Annotated in this window: 18 protein-coding genes; 7 read left to right on the top strand and 11 right to left on the bottom strand. The window is 53.4% G+C overall.

What is annotated here, in order from left to right; all coding sequences use genetic code 11:
* Positions 1-4: 4 nt before the first annotated feature.
* The 4 genes from mutM to radC form a co-directional block, all read right to left on the bottom strand.
* A complete protein-coding gene (gene mutM / locus NG99_RS03575) occupies positions 5-814 on the bottom strand; it encodes a bifunctional DNA-formamidopyrimidine glycosylase/DNA-(apurinic or apyrimidinic site) lyase (RefSeq protein WP_034888494.1) in 810 nt (269 codons plus the stop codon).
* Positions 815-899: 85 nt separating this feature from the next.
* The gene (gene rpmG / locus NG99_RS03570; protein WP_001051798.1) at positions 900-1,067 is read right to left on the bottom strand and encodes a 50S ribosomal protein L33; all 168 of its coding nucleotides are present in this window, start codon (positions 1,065-1,067) and stop codon (positions 900-902) included.
* 16 nt (positions 1,068-1,083) lie between these two features.
* A complete protein-coding gene (gene rpmB, locus NG99_RS03565; RefSeq protein WP_034888493.1) occupies positions 1,084-1,320 on the bottom strand; it encodes a 50S ribosomal protein L28 in 237 nt (78 codons plus the stop codon).
* Positions 1,321-1,603: 283 nt separating this feature from the next.
* Positions 1,604-2,275, bottom strand: a complete 672-nt coding sequence (radC, locus tag NG99_RS03560; RefSeq protein WP_034888615.1) for a RadC family protein — start codon at positions 2,273-2,275, stop codon at positions 1,604-1,606.
* Between the two features lie 198 nt (positions 2,276-2,473).
* Here radC and coaBC point away from each other — a divergent pair, with 198 nt between their 5' ends.
* From coaBC to slmA, 3 genes are all read left to right on the top strand, one after another.
* Complete coding sequence (gene coaBC / locus NG99_RS03555) at positions 2,474-3,685, top strand: bifunctional phosphopantothenoylcysteine decarboxylase/phosphopantothenate--cysteine ligase CoaBC (protein WP_157032542.1); 1,212 nt, start codon at positions 2,474-2,476, stop codon at positions 3,683-3,685.
* The gene (gene dut, locus NG99_RS03550; protein ID WP_034888489.1) at positions 3,663-4,121 is read left to right on the top strand and encodes a dUTP diphosphatase; all 459 of its coding nucleotides are present in this window, start codon (positions 3,663-3,665) and stop codon (positions 4,119-4,121) included. The genes coaBC and dut overlap by 23 nt, the downstream gene beginning before the upstream one ends.
* 120 nt (positions 4,122-4,241) lie before the next feature.
* A complete protein-coding gene (slmA, locus tag NG99_RS03545) occupies positions 4,242-4,838 on the top strand; it encodes a nucleoid occlusion factor SlmA (protein ID WP_034888487.1) in 597 nt (198 codons plus the stop codon).
* Between the two features lie 37 nt (positions 4,839-4,875).
* On the opposite strand, the gene pyrE is transcribed toward slmA, so the two are convergent.
* The 6 genes from pyrE to NG99_RS03515 all read right to left on the bottom strand — a co-directional run bounded on the left by pyrE (position 4,876) and on the right by NG99_RS03515 (position 11,184).
* Complete coding sequence (pyrE, locus tag NG99_RS03540) at positions 4,876-5,517, bottom strand: orotate phosphoribosyltransferase (RefSeq protein WP_034888485.1); 642 nt, start codon at positions 5,515-5,517, stop codon at positions 4,876-4,878.
* A 54-nt stretch (positions 5,518-5,571) separates the two neighbouring features.
* Complete coding sequence (rph, locus tag NG99_RS03535; RefSeq protein ID WP_034888484.1) at positions 5,572-6,288, bottom strand: ribonuclease PH; 717 nt, start codon at positions 6,286-6,288, stop codon at positions 5,572-5,574.
* 152 nt (positions 6,289-6,440) lie between these two features.
* Positions 6,441-7,580, bottom strand: a complete 1,140-nt coding sequence (locus tag NG99_RS03530) for an ABC transporter permease (RefSeq protein WP_034888483.1) — start codon at positions 7,578-7,580, stop codon at positions 6,441-6,443.
* Entirely contained in the window at positions 7,561-8,484 is a 924-nt protein-coding gene (locus tag NG99_RS03525) for an ABC transporter ATP-binding protein (protein ID WP_034888481.1), read from the bottom strand. The genes NG99_RS03530 and NG99_RS03525 overlap by 20 nt, the downstream gene beginning before the upstream one ends.
* Complete coding sequence (locus tag NG99_RS03520) at positions 8,477-9,439, bottom strand: HlyD family secretion protein (protein WP_034888479.1); 963 nt, start codon at positions 9,437-9,439, stop codon at positions 8,477-8,479. The genes NG99_RS03525 and NG99_RS03520 overlap by 8 nt, the downstream gene beginning before the upstream one ends.
* A 50-nt stretch (positions 9,440-9,489) precedes the next feature.
* The gene (locus NG99_RS03515) at positions 9,490-11,184 is read right to left on the bottom strand and encodes a lysophospholipid acyltransferase family protein (RefSeq protein ID WP_034888477.1); all 1,695 of its coding nucleotides are present in this window, start codon (positions 11,182-11,184) and stop codon (positions 9,490-9,492) included.
* Between the two features lie 405 nt (positions 11,185-11,589).
* Between NG99_RS03515 and NG99_RS03510 the strand changes: the two genes are divergently transcribed.
* The gene (locus NG99_RS03510) at positions 11,590-12,453 is read left to right on the top strand and encodes a YicC/YloC family endoribonuclease (RefSeq protein WP_034888474.1); all 864 of its coding nucleotides are present in this window, start codon (positions 11,590-11,592) and stop codon (positions 12,451-12,453) included.
* A gap of 114 nt (positions 12,454-12,567) precedes the next feature.
* On the opposite strand, the gene NG99_RS03505 is transcribed toward NG99_RS03510, so the two are convergent.
* On the bottom strand, positions 12,568-13,968 hold the full coding sequence (locus NG99_RS03505; RefSeq protein WP_034888472.1) for an aminotransferase-like domain-containing protein: 1,401 nt from the start codon (positions 13,966-13,968) through the stop codon (positions 12,568-12,570).
* Between the two features lie 354 nt (positions 13,969-14,322).
* On the opposite strand from NG99_RS03505, the gene NG99_RS03500 reads away from it, so the two are divergent.
* Genes NG99_RS03500 through NG99_RS03490 form a run of 3 tightly spaced genes read left to right on the top strand, consistent with a single transcriptional unit; the run spans position 14,323 to position 16,886 of the window.
* Complete coding sequence (locus NG99_RS03500; RefSeq protein WP_034888471.1) at positions 14,323-14,805, top strand: MSMEG_0572/Sll0783 family nitrogen starvation response protein; 483 nt, start codon at positions 14,323-14,325, stop codon at positions 14,803-14,805.
* A 13-nt stretch (positions 14,806-14,818) separates the two neighbouring features.
* Complete coding sequence (locus tag NG99_RS03495; protein ID WP_034888466.1) at positions 14,819-15,817, top strand: Nit6803 family nitrilase; 999 nt, start codon at positions 14,819-14,821, stop codon at positions 15,815-15,817.
* Positions 15,780-16,886 carry an MSMEG_0568 family radical SAM protein gene (locus NG99_RS03490; protein WP_034888465.1) on the top strand — a complete coding sequence of 369 codons (1,107 nt, stop codon included), beginning with the start codon at positions 15,780-15,782 and terminating at the stop codon, positions 16,884-16,886. The genes NG99_RS03495 and NG99_RS03490 overlap by 38 nt, the downstream gene beginning before the upstream one ends.

The following is a 16,886-nucleotide window of genomic DNA, read 5'->3' as shown; positions in this document are numbered from 1 at the left end:
ACATTTATTTCTGGCAGCGGGGACAGTAAAAGGTGCTGCGCTGAGCGTGCTTAGCACTTTTGATCGGCGTTGCGCATACCCGGCAGGGTTCGCCAGCACGACCGTATACCTGGAGTTCCTGAGCGAAATACCCCGGCTTGCCGTCCGTTTGCAGAAAATCTCGCAGCGTTGTGCCGCCCTGCTCAATCGACCGTAACAGCACGGCTTTAATCGTTCTGACCAGCAGATCGGCCTCATTTCGGGTCAGAACCATTGCCGGACGATCGGGCAAGATCCCGGCGGCAAACAGAGATTCGCTGGCATAGATGTTCCCTACGCCCACCACCAGTTTATTGTCCATCAGCCATGGCTTAACCGGCGTGCGCTTGTTTCGCGACTTCTCAAACAGGTACTCAGCGGAAAAGGTTTCGCTCAGCGGCTCAGGCCCCAGATGGGCCAACACGTTGCTGGCGGCCAGATCGGCACACCACAGCCAGGCTCCGAAACGGCGCGGATCGGTATAGCGCAATACTTTGCCATTGCTCATCACCAGATCCACATGGTCGTGTTTTGCCGCGGGGAGCTCTTCCGGCAACACTCTCAGGCTTCCCGACATGCCAAGGTGGATAATTATCCAGCCCTCAGCCAGTTCTATCAGCAGATATTTCGCCCGGCGCTGCACGCTGAGCACCGGCCGATCGCTGAGGCTATGAATTTCCTGGGAGACCGGCCAGCGCAGCCGGTCGTTACGGACAATAGCGTGAAGAATAGTGGCCCCAACCAGATGCGGTTCAATTCCGCGACGGCTGGTTTCAACTTCAGGTAACTCCGGCATTTACTCGTCTCCCGTTAACAACGCTTTTCCCCGTCCAAAAACAAAAAACCCGGCCGAAGCCGGGTTTTTTATCCACTACAATCAATTACTTGATTTTAGCTTCTTTATAGATCACATGCTGGCGGACAACCGGATCGAATTTCTTCAGTTCCAGTTTTTCCGGCTTAGTACGTTTGTTCTTCGTGGTGGTATAGAAGTGACCTGTACCAGCAGAAGAAACCAGCTTGATCTTCTCACGAATACCTTTAGCCATGTTTCAGTTCCTTACCTTAGTACTTCTCACCGCGGGTACGCAGATCGGCCAGAACCGTCTCAATACCCTTTTTATCAATTACGCGCATGCCTTTGGCAGTGACGCGCAGTGTAACGAAGCGCTTTTCGCTCTCAACCCAAAAACGGTGAGAGTGCAGGTTCGGCAGGAAACGGCGTTTCGTCGCGTTCATTGCGTGGGAACGGTTGTTACCCGTTACCGGACGCTTGCCAGTTACTTGGCAGACTCGTGACATGTCTATTCTCCAAAAATCAAATCAGCTCGAGCTTTAAAAAAAAGGTTTTGGCCGCCTCGTCAGGCTCTTAGCCCATCCAGGCGAGTTCTATGTGAACCCGCTGAGCAGGCCCAAATGCCAAACCCGAGATTCTCAAAGGTGGCGTAGTATACGCCCTGCGCCGCTGCTGCTCAAGTCCCGAACAGATAAAGATCCCTCTGGATCGCGCAAAATTGCTTCATTTGAACGCTTCTCTCCCCTTAATGGCGGGCAAAAAGACGCTTTTGCGGCAGAACCAGGCAGGTCAAATCCAGCCTCGTTCGGCAAAAGAAACGGATTCTCCGCGTCCAATCACAATATGGTCCAGCACCTGGATATTCAGCAATTGGCAGGCGGCAACAACCTTCCGCGTCACCGTGTGGTCAGCCTTGCTGGGCCTGGCGATACCTGAAGGATGATTGTGCGCGAGGATTATCGCGGAGGCATTACGCGCCAGCGCTTCTTTGACAATCTCTCTGGGATGAACCTCAACGCGATCAATCGTTCCGGCAAACATCTCGCTGGAATGAATAACACGATGCTGGTTGTCGAAGAACACCACCATAAAAATTTCTCGCTCCCGGTGCGCCAGCTTGCTGTAAAAGTAGTTGAGCATTTCTGCTGTCCCACTGGCTACCTGCCGTTCCTGCGCCTGCGCGCAGGTAAAAAAGCGGCGCGCCAGTTCAGCAATGGCGTGGATCTGCGCGTATTTGGCATCACCTATTCCTTTGATCTCGTTAAAAACTTCCCGTTTCGCCGTCATCAGGGAGTATAAAGAGCCAAACGTGCGAATCAGCTGCTCTGCCAGCGCCATCACATGTGTACCGCCCGCACCCGTTCGCAGAAATATAGCCAGCAGTTCGGTATCCGTTAACGTCTCAACCCCTTCTGCCAGCAGCTTCTCTCTTGGCGGCCTCTCCAGCCAGTTATTCATCATCGGTCTCCCTACTTCCTCAGCCAGAATAATCATGGCATTATATACAGTACTTTTCCATGCTTTGAGCCTGACTCCGCGACTTGCCTCGCAAAGGCTACGTTGTGCTAACGGGCACCGCTGGCTGAATATGGTAAAATACCGCTATTGTGGCGGCCGTGAGCCGCACCAGGCTGACTCTACAGGGCGGAGTGCAAGATGATGGGATTAACCGGTAAACACATTGTGCTGGGCGTAAGCGGCGGCATTGCGGCTTATAAAGCGCCAGAACTGGTCAGGCGCCTGCGGGATCGCGGAGCCGAGGTGCGCGTAGTGATGACGGAGGCCGCCAAAGCTTTTATTACGCCCCTGAGCCTACAGGCCGTCTCCGGCTATCCGGTGTCTGATGACCTGCTGGACCCGGCCGCCGAAGCGGCAATGGGCCATATTGAGCTGGGGAAATGGGCCGACCTGGTGATTCTGGCACCGGCGACGGCCGACCTGGTTGCGCGGATCGCCGCTGGCATGGCCAACGACCTGGTCACCACAATTTGTCTGGCAACGGCGGCCCCTGTCGCGGTGGTGCCCGCGATGAATCAACAAATGTATCGCGCCCCTGCCACGCAGCATAATCTCCAGATACTGGCCGACCGGGGGTTGCCAATCTGGGGGCCAGACAGCGGCAGCCAGGCCTGCGGCGATATCGGGCCTGGCCGGATGCTGGACCCGCTGACGATTGTTGATCAAGCCGCCACCTGGTTTTCTCCCGTCAACGATCTGAAACATCTCAACATTATGATCACCGCCGGTCCAACGCGCGAGGCGCTTGATCCGGTGCGGTTCATAACTAACCACAGCTCAGGTAAGATGGGCTTCGCCATTGCCGCAGCCGCAGCAAAACGCGGGGCGAACGTCACCCTGGTCAGCGGCCCCGTGGCATTAAAAACGCCGCAGTGGGTTAAGCGAGTGGACGTAATGACCGCTTTAGAAATGCAGAGCGCGGTGATGGCAAGCGCCGCGAAACAGCACATTTTTATTGGCACGGCGGCGGTCGCAGATTACCGTGCAGCTGAAGTTGCGGTAGAAAAAATAAAAAAACAGGGTGATGAAGTCACCCTCAAAATGGTAAAAAACCCCGACATCGTAGCTGGGGTAGCCCACATGACGGAAAGCCGCCCTTACGTAGTCGGGTTTGCGGCAGAAACCCAGAATGTGGAAGAATACGCGCAGCAAAAACGGCTACGTAAAGACCTGGATTTAATTTGCGCCAACGATGTTTCGCAAGCCGGGCAGGGTTTCAATAGTGATACCAATGCCCTGCATCTTTTTTGGCAGGAGGGAGAAAAAGCCTTACCGCTCAGCGATAAGTCACTCCTTGGCCAACAGTTATTAGACGAGATAGTCAGCCTTTATGATGAAAAAAATCGACGTTAAGATTTTAGATCCGCGTGTAGGTAAAGCCTTCCCTCTGCCGACCTACGCCACCTCAGGTTCCGCGGGCCTTGACCTGCGGGCCTGCCTGGATGACGCCATTCTGCTGGCGCCTGGCGCTACCACGCTGGTGCCAACCGGTCTGGCCATTCATATTGGCGATCCGCAGCTGGCCGCCGTCATCCTTCCCCGTTCAGGGCTTGGCCATAAGCACGGTGTGGTGCTGGGTAACCTGGTTGGCCTGATTGATTCTGACTACCAGGGTCAGCTGATGGTTTCCGTCTGGAACCGCAGTCAGGAAGCTTTCAGCATTGAGCCGGGCGAGCGTATAGCTCAGATGGTCTTTGTCCCGGTGGTTCAGGCTGAATTCAATTTAGTGGAAGATTTTGACACCAGCGATCGTGGCGAGGGCGGTTTTGGTCACTCCGGTCGTCAGTAAGCGTCAACCGACAGATCCATAGCGATTAACTTATCCTTATTTCCGCCGCGAGCATATTGCTCGCGGACGTTGCGTGGGCAGTTGCCCGTTCAAGGTGATATTTCAGGGGTTTTTCAGGTCATGGCAGAGAAAAAAAGTGCGAAAAGGAATCGTCGCGAAGAAATATTGCAGGCTCTGGCGCAAATGCTGGAATCAAGCGATGGCAGTCAACGAATTACGACAGCAAAACTGGCGGCAAACGTCGGGGTGTCGGAAGCGGCACTTTACCGGCATTTTCCCAGCAAAACCCGGATGTTTGACAGCCTGATTGAGTTTATTGAAGACAGTCTGATTACGCGCATCAATCTGATTCTGAAAGATGAGAAAGAGACGCTGCCGCGCCTGCGTCTGATCGTCCAGCTGATCCTCGGCTTTGGTGAGCGGAACCCGGGTTTAACGCGCATTTTGACCGGGCACGCGCTGATGTTTGAACAGGATCGCCTGCAGGGACGGATTAATCAGCTGTTTGAGCGGATTGAAGTGCAGCTTCGCCAGGTGCTGCGTGAGCAGAAGATGCGGGAAGGTGAAGGTTTTGTCACCGATGAAACGCTGCTGGCCAGCCAGCTGCTGGCCTTCTGCGAAGGGTTACTGTCGCGCTTTGTTCGTTCAGGATTTCGCTATCGTCCAACGGTAGACTTTGACACCCGCTGGCCGCTGCTCGCTGCTCAGCTGGTTTAAGACAGTGCGGGTCTGCGCAAACTGACCCGCAAAAGTATTAAATACCGTATTCTTTACGATAGGCGCGAACGGACGCCAGATGGTCCGCCAGCTCAGGCTTCTCTTCGAGATAAGCGATCAGCTCTTTCAAAGTGATAATCGAAATCACCTTGCAGCCGTAATCCCGCTCTACTTCCTGAATAGCCGACTCCTGACCCCGACCGCGTTCCTGACGATCCAGCGATATCAACACGCCAGCCAGCGTGGCGTTATGCGCCGCGATGATTTCCATCGATTCGCGAATAGCGGTGCCTGCGGTAATCACATCGTCAACCAGCATGATGCGCCCCTGAAGCGGGCTACCTACCAGCGTTCCGCCTTCACCATGATCTTTCGCTTCCTTACGGTTGAAGCAGTAGGGTACATCGCGATCGTGGTGGTCGGCCAGGGCGACAGCGGTGGTGGTCGCAATCGGGATCCCTTTGTACGCCGGACCGAAGACCAGGTCGAAATCAATGGCGGAATCTACCAGCGCCTGCGCGTAGAAACGCCCAAGTAACGCCAGATCGCGGCCCGTGTTAAACAAACCAGCATTGAAGAAATAAGGGCTTTTTCGCCCCGATTTCAGCGTAAACTCACCAAACTTCAGCACCTGCTTGTTGATGGCGAATTCGATAAATTGGCGCTGCCAGGCTTTCATGTCTTGGTCCTCTGCTTGTCATAAAAAAGGCGACTCTCTGGTCGCCTGGAAAAATCAGTCTTTCAGCGCTTCTTTCTGCGCCAGAATCAGGGAATCAATGCCCCCTCGCGCCAGCGCGAGGAGCTGGAGCAGCTCATCATGGCTGAACGGCTCGCCCTCTGCGGTTCCCTGCACTTCAATCATGCGGCCGTCTTCCGTCATCACTACATTCATGTCGGTTTCAGCGGCAGAGTCTTCCACATACTCCAGATCGCACAGCGCTTCGCCATTAACGATCCCGACCGAAATCGCGGCAACCATTCCCTTCATCGGGTTCGCTTTAAGCTTACCCGTCGCCACCAGATGATTGAGTGCATCGGCCAGCGCAACGCAGGCTCCGGTAATCGAAGCGGTGCGGGTTCCGCCATCGGCCTGAAGAACGTCACAGTCCAGGGTGATGGTGAACTCGCCCAGCGCCTTCAAATCCAGCGAGGCGCGCAGCGAGCGGGCGATCAAACGTTGAATTTCCAGGGTACGGCCCCCCTGCTTGCCTTTCGCGGCCTCGCGGGCGTTGCGGCTGTGGGTAGCGCGCGGCAGCATCCCGTACTCTGCGGTTACCCAGCCTTGCCCCTGCCCCTTCAGAAAGCGCGGCACGCCCTCTTCAATGGTCGCGGTACACAGCACTTTGGTATCACCGAATTCAACCAGCACTGAACCTTCAGCATGTTTGGTATAGTGACGGGTCAGTGTGACGGGGCGCACTTGATGTGCGCTACGGCCTGCTGGACGCATGGTTTCTCTCCGGCTAGTAAATCGTTATTGGCTGCGCATTATACGGATTTCAGCGTCTGATGCCTATTGGTGCTTGTCCGACGAAGGGCTTTTCCTGCCAGACAGAGCCGCCCTTTCGCCAAAAATCTGTCGCTGGCCCTGCCGTTACCCCTTTAGTCCAGCGTTTTACGATAGGTCTTCAGACCGATCCCCGTGACCACAATGGCAAGGACGATTAGCGGCAGCAGATCCGGCAACAGTTCGGTAAAAGAATAACCTTTCAGCATTATTCCTTTTATCAGCCGGATAAAATAGGTTAACGGCAGGCATGACCCAATAGCCTGCGCCCAGGCGGGCATACTGATAAACGGACTGATAAATCCTGACATCATGATCGATGGAATAAAATAGAATGAGGACATTTGCAGCGCCTGTAGCTGATTTTGCGCCACGCTGGAGATGCCAGTACCGATGGACAGACAGAGAAACACATAAATCATCAGCACCATAAAAAGCAGGAACAGGTTGCCAAGCAGCGGTATCCTGAAGACCATTACCGCGCAGAGCAGAATGATCGCCGACTGAAATAGTCCAATCATCACGAAAGGAGTAATTTTTCCGATAATCATCTCTAATCCGGTCACCGGCGAAATAAGAAGATTTTCAATCGCGCCATTTTCCCGCTCCCGGGTAATGGATAGCGCCGTCATCAGAATTAATGTGGTACTCAGTATTGAGCCAATAATCCCAGGGATGGTGTTATATTGCGTAATGCCTTCCGGGTTGAACATGCGGTGGATTACCAACTCAATGTCATCGCTGGATTCTGCTCCCCGCAAGGCCTCTGGTATATCCCGCCTAAACATAGACTTTGCAGCCTGAACAATCGCGCTTAGCGCGTTTCCGGTGGTCATCGGATCGATGGCATCCCCCTGGATCAGCAGCTGAGGTTTCTCCCCGCGCAATATTTTCTGGCTGAACCCCTGTGGGATGGTGACGATAAAGATCACATCGCCATGGACAAACGCTTTGTTCGCCTCCTCTTCTGATGACACCGGAACCATTGAAAAATAACCGGTATTCTGAGCCGCCGTCACAAATACCTGGCTCATCCTTTCTCCATCATAATTGATCAGCGCGGTGGGGATGTTGTGCGGGTCCATATTGACGGCATAACCCAGGATAATCAGTTGCAGGAGAGGCGTCAGGAAAACCATGGCAATGCTGACTCTGTCGCGCCGCAGCTCATGCAGCTCTTTTAATACCACGCCAAACCAACGTCTGACGGAAAATCTAATTAAAGGATTTTTCATTGTTATTTTTCATTAGCCAGGCGAAAGCGTCTTCAAGTGTGGTGTCGACGCGACAAGTGTCATAACCAGCCGGAATGACCTCAGCAAGGATTGCCTGTAGCTTCTGTTTGTCTCTGCCAGTGGCAAAGAGGTTGTTGCCAAATATCACCGTTTGCTCAATGCCATCACGGCGCTGTAAGCGGTTTTCCAACGCGCTCAGTCCCCTTCCAGAGATCCTCATCGTGGTAAGATTCTGCGCCTGAATAATGGACTGAATGGTACCGCTGGCCAGCAGGTTGCCATAGGAAAGGTAGGCAACTTTATGGCAGCGTTCGGCCTCATCCATATAGTGAGTACTGACCAGAATTGAGATGCCGTCATCCGACAAATGATGCAGCGTTTGCCAGAATTCCCGGCGCGCTTTGGGGTCCACTCCCGCCGTCGGCTCATCAAGAAAAAGTAAAGAGGGTTTGTGCAGCAAACAGGCCGCCAGAGCCATTCTCTGCTTCCAGCCGCCAGAAAGGACTTTCGCCAGCTGGTGCTGGCGTGAGAGCAACCCCAGCTCTGATAAGGTACGCTCGACGATCGCTCTGGGTCGCTCCAGACCGTAAAGCCGGGAGATAAACATGAGATTCTCCCGAATGGTGAGGTTCCCCCACATGGAGAAGTGCTGGGTCATATAGCCAATGCGTCTTTTTATCAGATCGCGCTGGGTAAAAATATTCATACCCAGGCAGTGCCCGCTGCCCGAATCTGGGGTGAGGAGCCCGCACATCATGCGGATAGAGGTGGTTTTTCCACTGCCGTTGGGTCCGAGAAATCCATGGATCTCCCCTTTACCAATTTGCAGAGAAAAATCTTTCACTACGTGCTGATTGCCGAAGTGCTTATTCAGATTTTTAACGTCAATGCAGAAATCATTCACCAGCCGCGATCTCCACCCTGACCGGTTGACCAATTTTAATGAAACTCGCCTGCTCCCTGGCAATCGCGGCTTCCGCCATAAAGAGTAACTTCTCACGGCGCTTAGTACTGTAAATAACCGGGGGAGTATATTCTGCCTGAGGGCTGATGTAGTTAATCGTGGCGGAGACGGGCTGGCATCCATCACAGCGTACGCTGACCTGCATACCCGGCTGGAACAACCCCAGTTTCAACTGCGGAATATAAAACCTGACCTTAACGTTTTCGGGTGGGAGCAGCGTGATAATTGGCCTGCCAGCCGTTGGCCGCTCACCGGGATGATAAATGATGTCATAAACGCGCGCGTCCTCAGGCGCCACAATGATGTTCTGCTGATAGTTCCACTGCGCTTTGTCTCTTTCTAGCCTGGCTGAGTCAACGCGCGATGCCTGGTTTTGTAGCTGAGCGGTGCGAGCCGGTAATTTTTTTGCCTCTAAAAGCGAGATCAATTCGGTGACCTGAGCATTTTTTTGCGCACTATCGTCCCACATGCGCTCCCACTCAACGGCCGAAATTACCCCGGTTTTATAGAGGTGCAGGTTCCTGGCAAGCTGGCTCTTCGCCAGATTCGCAGCCGAGCGGGCTCGGGCCAGCTGCGACTGCACAACGTTCAGCTCTTCAACACGTTCCCCGGACTGCATATTCAGCAGCAGAGCACTTTCAGCCTGAAGATTTTTTTCAGCAATACGCAGTGAATTGTCAGCAGCAAAACTCTCCATTTCTACCAGTTTTTGATTCTTTTTGACCAGATCTCCTTTCTTCACCATGATTTGATCTATTTTTTCTGACTGGGGATGTGAAAGATAGATAAAGTCGCCATGCGTATAGCCGGAAAGGTGACCAGAGTCAGCATCTTCACACGCCGTTATGTTGAGCAGCAGCATTAAAAAGAATATAATTTTCAACCATAATTCCATTACAGTTCCCCGGTCTCTTCTATCCAATGGGTAGAGATCCTGTGGTGCGATTACGAATTTTTAAGATAGTGGCGTGAATACATTTTTTTTAACTTTTCTATATCGCAAAAATTCAGCCCCGCCAGCGTATTAAAATGGTGATCTTCAACGAAGCCGCACATCGCTGATCCTCCGTCCGAATACCATTTCGCTGCCTGTTTGTAAGGCCAGGGAAGCGAACAATTCAGCTCATCCAGCTTCTTATTTAAACGCTTCCAGTCGCTGGTGATATCATCCCCCATAAAAAACCCCGCAATACTTTCATCATCGACAACGTAGTCCCGCTGAGAGTTACATATTTTCTTGCCGAATGGGAAGTAAATATTATAAAAACAGACGATAAGGTTTTTGGCCTGAAGTGAGTAGATTCCAGGTATGGACAATACGCCTAACAAATATTTGTAATCAGGGTGGCGATTTATGAATATAAAGATGCCTTTCCAGAGTTCATCTAATGCTTTGGTTTTTTGATACTCAGACTGAATGAAGCCCCTTCCTATTTCGATACTTTTTTCAACCTGAGGAAAATCACTTTGTTGGTAGTTAAACAGGCTGTGGCTGTAAAGGCCCGCAAGGCCTTTTTTTGCCAGTTGCTCCCCTGCGGGAGCCAGTCGATAAGAACCGGCAATTTCCAGCCGTTCCGTATCCCAGAGGATAACGTGATAATAATGCCGATCGTAGATATCGTTATCGCGCAACTCTCCAGTGCCAGCCCCAATAGCGCGGAAGGAGAACTCTCTGAGACGCCCCAGTTCGTGAAGCAGGGGAAGGTCAACTTCATCCTGATAAAGAAAAAGATAAAGCCTTTTCCCATCGCAGCACGTTTTCATCACTTCGCATCGTTCCAGAATAGTAGTCAGTTCACTTCGGTCGACTGGGCCAGACAGCGGAGGCCGGGTGGGCACAAGGCCTGGCAAGTTATTGCCAGTCTGCTGTAGATGCCGCTGGAGTTCTGACGTGGTCTGTGAGAAGTCAATTTCACGGCGATCGATCGTGGAAAGATCGATTTGCTGACAAATTTTCACGCGGAGGGTTTTCCCCCGATGCCGCAGGCATTCATGAATAATCATCAGGTTGGATAACGGGCGCCAGATTAACGCGGTGAGGTAATAGCGAAGGGTGTTGTAGCCTTTAAGATGTACCGGAACAATGGCCGCATTGTTTTTCATTGCCAGTTGGATAAATCCAGCCTGCCAGGGTGACTCGCGTAGCCCCCTGAGAGTCAGTTTTGCCAGCCGCCCAGCCGGGAAAATCACCAATACGCCACCTTGCTTCAGGTGATCGTTCATCTCCCGAAATTGTTTATGGCTCATTTTCCCGTGCATATTTCTGATGCCAACAGAGACAGACTTCGTCGCAGGAAAAATAAGAGACAAAACATGATTGGCGACAATTTTCACATCTTTTCTGACTCTGGAAAGGGTATTAATGACGGCCATCCCATCCATGACGGTAGGATGATTAGCAATGATGATTACCGGACCGCTACGAGGAAGATTATGATAATCATCATCGTCAATCTCACAGTGAAATCTGAGGGTTTTTGCTGCTGCCGCAACCCATTCCACCCCCTGCTTGTCTGAGATTTTCTGCAGGATAGCGGTGAGTTTTTTTTCACCGAACACCCATCTGATTAATTTCCTCAGCCACGGAGCAATGGCCTTATGAGGAAAAAACTCCCTGATAATACTGTCCACATTATCCATAAATTTATCGTTCCCGTTCTGAACATATCCCTGAACCTGGTTAAAGATAAATGACTTTCATTATATGATGCAAGATGATCTTTCTATAATTAAAATTTAATGAATTTAGTAAAATTACTATTTTCATTTCAGAAATCATCAAACATAATTATACCTCAGGAGGTTTTTTATTATAAATGGCTTGAAACATTTACTCTTTTCTTCTGTATCTGATATTTCTAAAACCTGCTGAAATTCGCCCTGTTATATTTTATGCAGTGCTCTTTGTGGAGACCGCCCTGACTTAATCCGGTATTTAAACGCCTTCCCCTTCAACTAATTCTCCAGAGTGCGCCTGAATACCTGTTAAGGTTCCACCCGCACCGCTATAATCTGCTTATCTTTCTTTGAAAACGGGTAAAGAACATGATCCGCAGTATGACCGCCTACGCACGACGTGAAACCAAAGGCGAATGGGGTAGCGCAGCCTGGGAGCTTCGTTCCGTTAATCAGCGCTATCTGGAAACCTATATCCGCCTGCCGGAGCAGTTTCGTGGCCTTGAGCCAGTGATCCGCGAGCGTATCCGTAATCGCCTGACGCGCGGCAAAATTGAATGTAACCTGCGTTTTGATGCCGATCCCCGTGCGCAAAGCGCGCTGGTGCTCAACGAGAAGCTGGCTATCCAGCTGGTTCAGGCCGCTAACTGGGTCAAGATGCAGAGCGACGAAGGAGAAATTAATCCGGTCGATATCCTGCGCTGGCCTGGCGTGATGTCGGCGGAGGAGCAGGATCTTGATGCGATTTCAGCCGAGTTATTGAAAGCGCTGGACGTAGCGCTCGACGACTTCATCACCTCCCGTGAAACCGAAGGGACAGCGCTGAAGTCGCTGATTGAACAGCGTCTGGAAGGCGTGACCACCGAGGTCGGTAAGGTTCGCGCACAAATGCCGGACGTACTGAAATGGCAGCGTGAACGCCTGGTCAGCAAGCTGGAGGACGCTCAGGTGCAGCTGGACAGTAACCGCCTGGAGCAGGAACTGATCATGCTGGCCCAGCGTGTGGATGTCGCCGAAGAGCTGGACCGCCTGGAAGCGCACGTCAAGGAAACCTACAACATTCTGAAGAAGAAGGAAGCCGTTGGCCGACGCCTTGACTTTATGATGCAGGAATTCAACCGTGAGTCGAACACCCTGGCCTCAAAATCGATCAACGCCGAAGTGACCACTTCCGCTATTGAACTGAAAGTGCTCATTGAGCAGATGCGCGAGCAGATTCAGAATATCGAATGACCGAGAAAAACACACCATCAACACCCAAAATCCCACCAGCCCGCAGCTTAGCGGGCTTTTTTGTATTCCGAACCTCTCTAATCAGCCTCCAAATCACCAGCATCCCCCGCCACTCTACAGAATGACACTGCCATAATGCTGAGGATTGTGCATGACATGGGCAATAGTCTGTAAATTCTCAGCGCAGATCTCGCGCGACCAGGAACCGCCCAGGCAAATTCGCAGGGCATCCGGTGGGTTATTGTCGGTACAGAATGCCGCGCTTGAAACGGCACTCACGCCAAGCTCACGCAACTTCACGGCCATTTCGGCTGGGTTCCAGTTGAAATGGCGCGGCAGCAGCAGCCAGAGATGAAATCCCTGCGGGGTGGCACGGTAGGTGAAATCTCTCAGGATTTCACTGGCCATTTTCTGGCGAATAACCGACTCGGCACGCACGGATTGCAATACTCTGTCAGCCGTACCGTCGCCGATCCACTGGGTAGCAAGCGCGTTAGTAATAGGGCTTGCCATCACATTCAGCGCGCGTAGCGCCCCTGCAAGGAGCTGGGTATTACGTTTGCCTGGGCCTTTGACAAACGCGGTACGCAGCCCCGGTCCGAAGCATTTCGACATGCCGGTGACATACCAGGTCAGCTCGGGAATCAGTTCGCTGAACGAGGTAATGTGGTGGGTCGCCAGCGCCACATAGGCTTCATCCTCTATCACCGGCACGCTGTAACGTAACGCCACGTCGGCCAGCGCTTCACGTCGCCGTAATGGCAACGTCAGGGTTGTGGGGTTCTGGATCGTGGGATTGATATAAAGCGCACTGATGCTGCCCGTCTGACATTGATATTCAAAGGCACGAGGGAGAGGTCCATCTTCATCACAGGGCAAAGATTGCAGCGTGATGTTCAGCTGGCTGGCGATAGCCTTCAGGCCCGGATAAATCAAATCACTGACGCAGACGCTGCCACCCTTACGACACAGCAGCGTCAGCAGCCCCACCAATGTGCTGTGAATCCCTGGCGCGACCAGGATCTCTTCCATGCTTACCGCAGGCAGTTGCTTCTCCAGCCAGACTTTTGCCATCGCTTTATCATCAGCCTGACCACCAAAATCCTGATAGCGCAGCAGACTCAGGATATTCTTCTGCGTGAACAGATTGATCGCCCCCTCACTGATTGCCTGCGCCAGTTCTAGGCCCGGCTCAATCGGGGAATTCATCGTCATTTCATAGCTGCTGCCACCGCTCAGCGGCACGGCGGGCACCTTACCCCGGATAAAACTACCGAGCCCCGGACGTGAGTCGATCAGGCCACGCCGTTTGGCTTGCGCATAGCCTCTGGTAACGGTGGTGTAATTGAGCGAAAGCAGGATGGCAAGTTCACGCAGCGGCGGCAGGCGGTCGCGAGGCTGAAACTCACCGCTGTTGATTCCGTCAGCAATGATATCTGCAATCAGCAGATAAGCCGGACGTTGTGTGTTCTGGCTCTGATAACTTTTCCAGCGGTTAGCGAGTTTATTAAGCATGCCTGCCATTCCAGCGAAACGGTGAAGTTATCACCACTATTGCCTGGCTAACGTAATTCTGCAATCAGCTTCTGTATTGATTGCATCATTGATTGCATGATGATTTTCATTGTGTGCATTTATGGTGCAAATTAGCTTCAATTCAGTGCATCTGACCGACGTTCACTGCCGGTGTCCAGGCGTTTGGCAGGCGATGAAAATTTTTTTGTGCATAAATTGAGCACTTGATGGGAGCTTGATTGCATCCCCCCATTCCGCTGCTGGCACGTACCTTGCTCCAGTCTCTGTACATCACCTGCGATGTGCCATAACGGGGAGACTGGCTCCCCCGATAAAGACCGGGAGAAAAGTGCTATGCCAAAAGTTACCTTACCAGCCCATAAAACGGGTGATTTCTTTGTCGATTACGAAGAGAAAGTCTTTGAGGACGTGAAGGCAGAGCCGGGCCAAAAGGCGCTGGTAACCTTCCATACCGTGGCTTTTGAAGGCTCCATTGGCTTCGTCAATATGCTTCAGGCCACCCGCCTGCAACGTAAAGGGTTCGAAACCTCAATGCTGCTTTATGGACCGGGCGTCCTGCTCGGCGTACAGCGCGGTTTTCCGACCATTGGCGCCGAAGCGTTTCCTGGCCACCAGAACTACGCCAATCAGCTGACCAAATTTATGTCTGAAGGCGGCAAAGTGTATGCCTGCCGCTTTGCGCTCCAGGCATTGTACGGTCACGGTGAGCCTTCGTTGCTGGAAGGCGTGCGTCCGATCAGCCCGCTGGACGTGCTCGACCTCAAGCTGCTTCACGTCCGTGACAATGCAGTGATCATCGATACCTGGACGATGTAAGCGGAGGCGCGGTATGACTGAATCACGCATTATCCGCGCCGCCGCCGCCCAGATTGCGCCAGATCTTCATGAGGCCAGCAAAACGCTGGCCCGGGTGCTGGATGCCATCGACAACGCGGCCGCGCAGGGTGCAGAGATCATCGTCTTTCCCGAGACCTTTGTGCCGTATTACCCCTACTTCTCCTTCATCACGCCCGCGATGACCGCAGGAGCCGCCCATCTGAAACTGTATGACCAGGCGGTGGTGGTCCCCAGCCCGCTCACCCATACAGTGGGAGAGCGGGCGCGCCTGCGTGGCATCGTGGTGGTGCTGGGGGTGAATGAACGCGATCGCGGCACGCTTTACAACACCCAGCTGGTATTTGACAGCAGCGGGGAGCTGGTGCTTAAACGCCGCAAAATCACCCCCACCTATCACGAGCGCATGATCTGGGGACAGGGAGATGGGGCTGGATTAAAAGTTGTCGAGACTGCCGTCGGCCTCGTCGGCGCCTTAGCCTGCTGGGAGCATTACAACCCGCTGGCGCGTTACAGCCTGATGACGCAGCACGAGGAGATCCATTGCAGCCAGTTTCCAGGCTCGCTGGTGGGGCCGATTTTCGCCGAGCAGATGGACGTCACTATCCGTCATCACGCGCTGGAATCCGGCTGTTTTGTGATCAATGCCACCGGTTGGCTCACAGAAGAACAGATCAACGAACTGACCAGCGATCCCGCCCTGCAAAAGGGTCTGCGCGGCGGCTGCAACACCGCCATTATCTCACCTGAGGGCCGCCATCTGGTGCCGCCACTCACCGAAGGCGAAGGGATTCTGGTTGCCGATCTGGATATGGCGCTGATTACCAAACGCAAACGCATGATGGATTCCGTTGGGCATTACGCCCGGCCGGAACTGCTGAGCCTGCGTCTCGATGCCACGCCCGCCCGCTATGTGGTAACGCGTGATGATGGGGCCGAAACCGGAGGAGATCGCAATGCGGAATGTACCGTCTCGCCAGCAGCTGATCACTGAGCTGCTTACCCAGGGGGTTAACGTTATCAACCCCCGCCAGGAACATGTAAGCCGTCACGGCGGTGCCGGGCCGTCCGATCACCAGGCCATGGACATTGACGGCGTCACGGTGATGGTGCCGATCTACACCCATTCCGCACGCCAGTCGCCCTGGCAGGTGAAACACGAACAATCCGGTTCCACCCGGCTTTATAACAACACCATTCCGGTGCAGGAGATCAGCTTCGCCCGCAAACCACGTTTTTATGAGCGGAAGACGGCAGAGGGTATTCCCTATTCGCAGATTGCGACGCTGCATGGCACCGATGTACTGGCGACCACCGTGTTGCAGACCTGCATCCGTTATGAAAATCGCGCAAAGGCCTGTCAGTTTTGCGCTATCGGGCAGTCGCTGGCGGCAGGCAGCACCATCGCCCGCAAAACGCCGGAGCAACTGGCCGAAGTGGCAAAATCGGCGGTGGAACTGGATGGGGTGAAGCATATGGTGATGACCACCGGCACGCCATCCGGCAGCGATCGCGGCGCCCGCATCCTGGTTGAAAGTGCGATCGCCATCAAGGCCGCTGTGGATTTGCCGTTACAGGGGCAGTGCGAGCCGCCGGGCGATGCAAAGTGGTTTATGCGAATGAAAGACGCCGGCATTGATACGCTGGGGATGCATCTCGAAGCCGTCACCCCGGCGGTGCGCGCCCGTATCATGCCGGGCAAAGCCCAGGTCAGCGTGGAACAGTATCTTGAAGCCTTCGCCGACGCGGTAGCGGTATTCGGCCGGGGTCAGGTCAGCACCTATATCCTGGCAGGGCTGGGGGATACCCCGGACGCTATTTTGTCCCTGTCAAAGACGCTGATCGGCCTTGGCGTTTATCCGTTCGTCGTGCCTTTTGTGCCCATCAGCGGCACGCCGCTGGAACACCATCCGGCCCCTGACAGCCAGTTTATGTCGTCAATTTTGCAACCGCTGGGTCAGATGCTGAGTCAGGCACGTTTACGCTCCAGCGATATCAAGGCGGGATGTGGACGCTGCGGCGCCTGCTCCTCACTTTCCAGCTTCGAACAGGCGATAGCGTAA

This window comes from Erwinia typographi (assembly GCF_000773975.1).
In the GTDB taxonomy this organism is placed as follows: domain Bacteria; phylum Pseudomonadota; class Gammaproteobacteria; order Enterobacterales; family Enterobacteriaceae; genus Erwinia; species Erwinia typographi.
Note: the sequence above shows the minus strand (reverse complement) of the source record. Positions and strands in the feature narration are given on the sequence as shown.

Excerpts from the sequence above, each read along its gene's own strand:
- NG99_RS03495 (WP_034888466.1), top strand. The coding sequence starts at position 14,819 with ATGACTGAATCACGCATTATCCGCGCCGCCGCCGCCCAGATTGCGCCA.
- rph (WP_034888484.1), bottom strand. The coding sequence starts at position 6,288 with ATGCGTCCAGCAGGCCGTAGCGCACATCAAGTGCGCCCCGTCACACTG.
- dut (WP_034888489.1), top strand. The coding sequence starts at position 3,663 with ATGATGAAAAAAATCGACGTTAAGATTTTAGATCCGCGTGTAGGTAAA.
- NG99_RS03510 (WP_034888474.1), top strand. The coding sequence starts at position 11,590 with ATGATCCGCAGTATGACCGCCTACGCACGACGTGAAACCAAAGGCGAA.
- slmA (WP_034888487.1), top strand. The coding sequence starts at position 4,242 with ATGGCAGAGAAAAAAAGTGCGAAAAGGAATCGTCGCGAAGAAATATTG.
- NG99_RS03505 (WP_034888472.1), bottom strand. The coding sequence starts at position 13,968 with ATGCTTAATAAACTCGCTAACCGCTGGAAAAGTTATCAGAGCCAGAAC.
- NG99_RS03515 (WP_034888477.1), bottom strand. The coding sequence starts at position 11,184 with ATGGATAATGTGGACAGTATTATCAGGGAGTTTTTTCCTCATAAGGCC.
- NG99_RS03490 (WP_034888465.1), top strand. The coding sequence starts at position 15,780 with ATGCGGAATGTACCGTCTCGCCAGCAGCTGATCACTGAGCTGCTTACC.
- coaBC (WP_157032542.1), top strand. The coding sequence starts at position 2,474 with ATGGGATTAACCGGTAAACACATTGTGCTGGGCGTAAGCGGCGGCATT.
- NG99_RS03500 (WP_034888471.1), top strand. The coding sequence starts at position 14,323 with ATGCCAAAAGTTACCTTACCAGCCCATAAAACGGGTGATTTCTTTGTC.
- pyrE (WP_034888485.1), bottom strand. The coding sequence starts at position 5,517 with ATGAAAGCCTGGCAGCGCCAATTTATCGAATTCGCCATCAACAAGCAG.
- radC (WP_034888615.1), bottom strand. The coding sequence starts at position 2,275 with ATGATGAATAACTGGCTGGAGAGGCCGCCAAGAGAGAAGCTGCTGGCA.
- NG99_RS03530 (WP_034888483.1), bottom strand. The coding sequence starts at position 7,580 with ATGAAAAATCCTTTAATTAGATTTTCCGTCAGACGTTGGTTTGGCGTG.
- mutM (WP_034888494.1), bottom strand. The coding sequence starts at position 814 with ATGCCGGAGTTACCTGAAGTTGAAACCAGCCGTCGCGGAATTGAACCG.
- rpmB (WP_034888493.1), bottom strand. The coding sequence starts at position 1,320 with ATGTCACGAGTCTGCCAAGTAACTGGCAAGCGTCCGGTAACGGGTAAC.
- rpmG (WP_001051798.1), bottom strand. The coding sequence starts at position 1,067 with ATGGCTAAAGGTATTCGTGAGAAGATCAAGCTGGTTTCTTCTGCTGGT.
- NG99_RS03520 (WP_034888479.1), bottom strand. The coding sequence starts at position 9,439 with ATGGAATTATGGTTGAAAATTATATTCTTTTTAATGCTGCTGCTCAAC.